This window comes from Acetomicrobium mobile (assembly GCF_937920065.1).
The window spans coordinates 1-5,785 of record NZ_CALETC010000001.1; the positions used below are offsets into that span (position 1 = coordinate 1).

At 43.3% G+C, this 5,785-nt stretch carries 6 protein-coding genes; all 6 read left to right on the forward strand.

Annotated elements, in window-relative coordinates; genetic code table 11:
- Positions 1–276 precede the first annotated feature (276 nt).
- A complete protein-coding gene (locus tag Q7P41_RS00005) occupies positions 277–933 on the forward strand; it encodes a GntR family transcriptional regulator (RefSeq protein WP_303881017.1) in 657 nt (218 codons plus the stop codon).
- A gap of 47 nt (positions 934–980) precedes the next feature.
- Positions 981–1,934 carry a tripartite tricarboxylate transporter substrate binding protein gene (locus Q7P41_RS00010; protein WP_303881019.1) on the forward strand — a complete coding sequence of 318 codons (954 nt, stop codon included), beginning with the start codon at positions 981–983 and terminating at the stop codon, positions 1,932–1,934.
- A gap of 114 nt (positions 1,935–2,048) precedes the next feature.
- Positions 2,049–2,471: a tripartite tricarboxylate transporter TctB family protein gene (locus Q7P41_RS00015; protein WP_303881021.1), complete on the forward strand. Its 423-nt coding sequence runs from the start codon at positions 2,049–2,051 to the stop codon at positions 2,469–2,471.
- A 21-nt stretch (positions 2,472–2,492) separates the two neighbouring features.
- A complete protein-coding gene (locus Q7P41_RS00020) occupies positions 2,493–4,007 on the forward strand; it encodes a tripartite tricarboxylate transporter permease (protein WP_303881025.1) in 1,515 nt (504 codons plus the stop codon).
- Positions 4,007–4,852: a 3-methyl-2-oxobutanoate hydroxymethyltransferase gene (gene panB, locus Q7P41_RS00025; RefSeq protein WP_303881026.1), complete on the forward strand. Its 846-nt coding sequence runs from the start codon at positions 4,007–4,009 to the stop codon at positions 4,850–4,852. Before Q7P41_RS00020 ends, panB begins: the two co-directional genes overlap by 1 nt.
- A 16-nt stretch (positions 4,853–4,868) precedes the next feature.
- Positions 4,869–5,785 (forward strand): phosphoglycerate dehydrogenase (locus tag Q7P41_RS00030; RefSeq protein ID WP_303881030.1); only part of this gene is annotated, 917 nt, incomplete at its 3' end.

The window sequence follows — 5,785 nt, forward strand, 5'->3', positions numbered from 1 at the left end:
TGATATCGTGCGTGATGGGGCCTTCCTTTCGATAGCATAAAGGAAGGCCCCTATTGTAACCGCTCTCTTTAAAATGACCCCCGTTATGCGCCCCTTTTATCTTCTTTGAGGCACTTTTTTAATCTTGAGCCATTGAACGAAGGATACAGGCTTCGGTTTTAATCCAGGTTTTAGCAGGTTTTAGATGAGACAATTTTGAGCACTTGACTTTTCTTATTTACTTATTATAATCATTGTTGGTCGACAGTAGACCACCAAGCATATGGAGGGATTCTTGTGAATCAAGAAGCAAAGGTTGTTTTACCAGAAAACCTGAATCACTATATTGCGGATTACCTACGCCGCAAGATTTTTTGTGGTGATTCGTACAGAAAGGGGGACCAGATAGTCGAACGTGATATAGCAGAAGAGTTGAATGTAAGCAGATCTCCTGTGCGAGAGGCACTTAAAGAGCTTGAACATCAAGGTATTGTTGTAGCGAAGCCACGAGTAGGTTGGTTCGTAGCGAAGCATACAGAAAAAGAACTGAGAGAAATTATGGAAGTTCGCACAATGCTTGAATTGAGAATGTTTGAAGATTTGATTACGGGAGATAGGCTTAACAAGGAAGATTTCGCGCTTTTGGATGGGCATATGAAAAAAGAAAAAAGGATGATTGCCGAAAAGGATTCATGGCTTAGAACTGTTGGATTTGCAGATTTGGATATGGAATTTCACATGTTTTTGCTTGAGAAAACAGATTTTTCCCTTATTAAAAATATTCTACGTTCCCTCTATTATCAAATTCGACTCTCGCTTCTCAATAATATGTGTAGCGATGACCAAGTCGAACTCTTTCACAGACGTCACGCTATTATTCTCGATGGTCTCAAAAATAAGGATTTTTCAGAAATAGAAAAGGTTTTATCAATAAGGCGGCAGTGGTACAAATAGTTTTAACCTTAAAAGTCGCTAATATACTAAGCTCTGGAGGGAGATAATTGAAAAAGATATTTGCAATGTCATTGGTAGCTTTAGTGATAGTGTTTTGTTCAACTGTTTTTCCAGCAGAGGCCAAATATCCAGAAAGCGCGGTAAGTTTTATCGTTGCATACTCTCCTGGAGGCGGCACTGACATTTCTGCCCGAAATCTCAAACCTTACGTGGACAAGTATTTGGGTGGAACCCTCGCTATAGTCAATAAGCCAGGTGGTAACGGAGAAATAGGTTTTTCAACAATAGCCCGCGCTAAACCAGACGGATATACAGTAGGCATGATTAATATCCCCGTGTTCTTCATTAACATTTACACTCGAAAGACAAGTTATGCCTATGAAGATTTTGAGATGATTGCCCCCGCTGGTGGTAGTGAGCACTGTATTGGTGTAAATGCAAACTCTGAAATTAAAACCCTAGATGACCTTATTTCCATGGCCAAAGAGAACCCTGGTGTTCTTACAATAGGATCTAGTGGACAGTTTTCTGATGACTATCTTGCAGCTCTGCTCTTTATGAAGGAAGTCGGCATCAGCCTAAACCATGTTCCCTTTAAGGGAGCAGGCCCTGCCCGTACTGCCGTTTTAGGAAACCACGTCAAACTCATTGCCTTCAATGTTGATGAAGCCATTCCATTCGTACAGTCAGGTCAGATTCGTCTTCTTGGAATAATGGCTGAAAAGCGCCACGAGCAACTGCCCGAAGTTCCGACCTTCAAAGAACAAGGTTACGGGGTTATCTCAAGTTCAAGCAGGGCAATCGTCGCCCCCAAGGGATTAGATCCCGAGATCCTCACTACTTTGCGCGAAGCCTTTAAAAAAGCTCTTACCGACGAAGATTACTTGAAAACTGTTAAAAATATGGGGCAAACCTTTGAATACATAGACCCCGATGCTTACGCTAAAGAGCTGGCAGAAGAGAGCGAAGTCATCCGCCAACTTCTTGAAAGTGCAGATTAGCAATAGGGTATCAATATTCAAAAGTGTAAATTACCCGAATATATGATGGTGTCTAAAAAATGCGAAGCTCTGTAATTACAAAAATTGAATTTAAAAATATAAGAGGAGTTTGTCATGTCTTTCAATTTTGATGTTCTGCTTGCGATGTTTTTTGCCGGCACCTCAATTGCATTATACGTTCACACACTCGGATTTCCAGAAGTATCAGCATATTTTCCACAACGGATCCTTATGTTTATTTTCGTACTTTCAGTTTTGTGGGGAATAGAATCCTGGCGTAAAAAAGAAGGAGCATCTGTTTCTCTCTCGATCAAGCCAGTGATAATCTTTGTTTTATCGGCAATATATTTAGCTATAATCCCCAGGCTAGGATATGTGGTATCTACTTTTATTTACACAAGCGCAAGCATGGCAGTGTTAGGAGTGCGGCGAATTGCAACAATTGCCGCAATATCAGTAGGGGCATCTGCGGTCATATTTATACTTTTTGCCTATGTTTTAGGGGTGCCCCTGCCCCGTTTCCCTTTCTCTCTTTAGTGATTATGGAGGAATATTAATATGGGTATAAATCTTCTTCAAAATATAGCTCTAGGTGTTGTTAGCTTTTTTAGCTTAACAAACTTGTTACTTATAGGTATCGGTACCTTTTGCGGCATCATCATAGGTGCAATGCCGGGATTGTCTACCACAATGGGCATAGCCCTTTTTGTTCCCTTTACATTTTCTTTGTCTCCTATAGCAGGTCTCGCCATGTTAGGTGGCTTATATAATGGGTCTGTTTATGGAGGATCTATTTCTGCCATACTTTTGAGAACCCCTGGCACAGCTGCATCTTGCGCAACTGTATTTGACGGATATCCTATGACGCAAAAAGGACAGGGAGCAAAAGCGCTAGGGATAGCTCTTGTTTCTTCCTTTATTGGTGGCATCTTCGGCGCAGTGATCCTTCTCTCTCTCGCTCCACCTCTAGCATCCTTTGCTCTGTCCTTTGGACCTCCAGAATATTTTATGGTAGCCGTTCTCGGCCTTACAATCATAATCTCTCTTTCCGATGATAAAAGCCTCATTAAAGGCTTCCTCGCTGGTGCTTTTGGGTTATTAATTGCAACGGTTGGTTTTGACACAATAGAAGGTTTTCCAAGATTTACTTTTGGCAATGTTGGCCTCTATGATGGCGTTTCTCTTGTTCCGGCGCTTATTGGATTATTCTCTTTCTCTCAGGCTCTGCGGCTTTGCCTTAAGCCGGATAGTAAAAATGCTGTTCCTGCAAAGTCGAACCTTATAGGAAACGCGCTTCCTTCATGGACGGAACTCCATTCGATTCGCAAGACTCTTTTGCGCTCGTCTATCATTGGAACTATTGTTGGAATTCTTCCTGGAGCAGGGGCTGATATTGCCTCTTTTGTAAGTTATAGTGAAGCAAAGCGAAAATCTGACCGTCCAGAAACTTTCGGAACAGGTATTATCGAAGGGGTTGCTGCATCTGAAGCAAGCAATAATGCCGTTGTTGGTGGATCCCTTGTGCCTCTTCTGACTCTTGGTATCCCGGGAAACTCGGCTTCCGCAGTACTTCTTGGCGGACTCCTCATCCATGGTCTTAACCCTGGTCCTATGCTCTTTACCGGGAGGCCGGATGTTGTCTATGGATTTATAATGAGCCTCCTTGTCGCTAACGTCATCATGTTTGTCATGGGGCTGGCTGGACTCAAAATCTTTCCTCAGGTTTTGCGTGTTCCTAATAAAATTTTAGTACCTCTCATAATCGTGTTCAGCGTTGCAGGTTCATACGCTATCCAGAATAGCTTTATGGATGTCTCGCTCATGCTGGGCTTCGGAGTGATAGGTGTCGTTCTAGAGCATTTTAATTTTCCCCTCGCCCCGATTGTACTGGGAATTATACTTGGCCCGATTGCAGAAGACGCCCTATGGCAGTCGTTAATTATTTCAAATGGAAGCTACGCGATCTTCTTCACTAGACCCATCTCTCTCGTACTTTTTGTTCTTAGTGTGGCTTCAATTCTCTATGCTCTTTTTAACAAATATAAACAACAACTATTAAGGAGGAATGCATAATGAAACGCAAGGGAGTTCCGTACCTCTACGAAAAAAAAGCAAAGGGAGAAAAAATGCCTCGTACCGCTCTTTACGATTATCCGATGGCATGCATCGCCGAAGAGGCTGGCATTGATATTATAAACGTGGGTGACTCCATATCCATGATTACCTTTGGAAATGAAGATACTCTTGGGGCAAAGCTTGACATAATGATTGAGCATGCGATTGCTGTCCGCAAGGGAGCTCCCACCGCTTTTATCATGGGGGACATGCCTTTTGGAAGCTACCAAGTTTCTGGGGAAGAGGCTGTTAGAAATGCTATTCGGTACCTCAAAGAGGCAGGAACGGATAGCGTAAAGATCGAGGGCGGTGCAGAGATAGTTCCACTCATTCGCCGTCTTACTGAGGCATCTATTCCGGTCGTTGCTCATACGGGACTCACTCCCCAGTCCATAAATATGCTTGGAGGATATAAAACCCAAGGAAGAGATGCCGAAGCAGCCTACCAACTCATCAAGAACGTAATTGAATTTGAAAAGGCAGGAGCGGTAGCCGTCGTCGTAGAGTCTGTTCCCCAAGAAGTGGCCAGAATTATATATGAAAAGCTCTCTATCCCATTCTTAGGAACCGGAGCTGGCCCTTACAGCGACTCTCCCATGATCAACCTTTATGACCTTCTTGGCTTTTTTGAAAGGACGCCACGTTTTGCTAAACGGTACGCGAACCTTAAAGAAATAGCCGTGGCAGCTGCCAAAACCTTCGTTAGCGAAGTCCGCAAACAGATATATCCAGGGCCTGAACACTGCTACAACATGCACGAAGGCGAATATGATAAACTCGTATCCCTTTGCCAGGATCTTTAACGGTGGAGGCGGTATTATGAATTTTGCAGTATTAGATGTGGATCGAAGGCCAGAAGTTATGGCTATTCTGAGACTCCTTAATGAGTGGGGCACCGTTAGATATTTTTCACCAGATGAGGAAGAGGCCTTTATAGCATGGCTTCCCGAAGTGGACGTTCTCCTAATACGCCTCTATAAGGTAGATGAAACACTGCTTTTGAAGGGTAGAAAGTTAAAAGCTGTCATTAAAGCCGGAGTGGGAGTGGACCATATTGATGTAGAAGCCGCAACCAAAATGGGAATCAAAGTGATTATTTCTCCAGGCAACCATATCTCAGTGGCAGAATCGGCTGTGTTGCTCATGTTGGCCTTATCGCGTCACCTTATAACACTGAATAAGAACGTACATGCAGCGGAGCACATGCACGCTTTGGGCACAGAAATGTATGGCAAGATTCTAGGTCTCGTGGGATTTGGACGTATTGGCCGCCATGTAGCTCGAATTGCAAAGGGACTAGGTATGAAAATCAACGTTTATGACCCTTACATAGATTCATCAAAAATTAATGAGATAGGCATAACTTGTATAGACTTCAAGAACATGCTTAAATACTCCGATTACATCAGCATTCACTGTCCTCTAACCGCTGGAACACGCCACCTTTTCAGTACAGAAGCCTTTAAACTTATGAAGCCATCAGCCTTTATTATAAACACTGCCCGCGGTGCGATTATCGATGAAGTGGCTCTCTACCAGGCCTTAAAGAATTGTGAGATTGCTGGAGCTGGGCTCGATGTCTTTGAGCAGGAACCGTTGCAGGCGGATAATCCATTGCTTGAACTGGACAATGTTATAGCTACACCTCACAGACTCATTCAGACCAAAGAAAGCATTATGCGCCAGACTCAAAGCATGGTTGATTCTGCCATATTGCTCGCTAGAGGAGAGCCGGC

Excerpts from the sequence above, each read along its gene's own strand:
- Q7P41_RS00015 (WP_303881021.1), top strand. The coding sequence starts at position 2,049 with ATGTCTTTCAATTTTGATGTTCTGCTTGCGATGTTTTTTGCCGGCACC.
- Q7P41_RS00020 (WP_303881025.1), top strand. The coding sequence starts at position 2,493 with ATGGGTATAAATCTTCTTCAAAATATAGCTCTAGGTGTTGTTAGCTTT.
- panB (WP_303881026.1), top strand. The coding sequence starts at position 4,007 with ATGAAACGCAAGGGAGTTCCGTACCTCTACGAAAAAAAAGCAAAGGGA.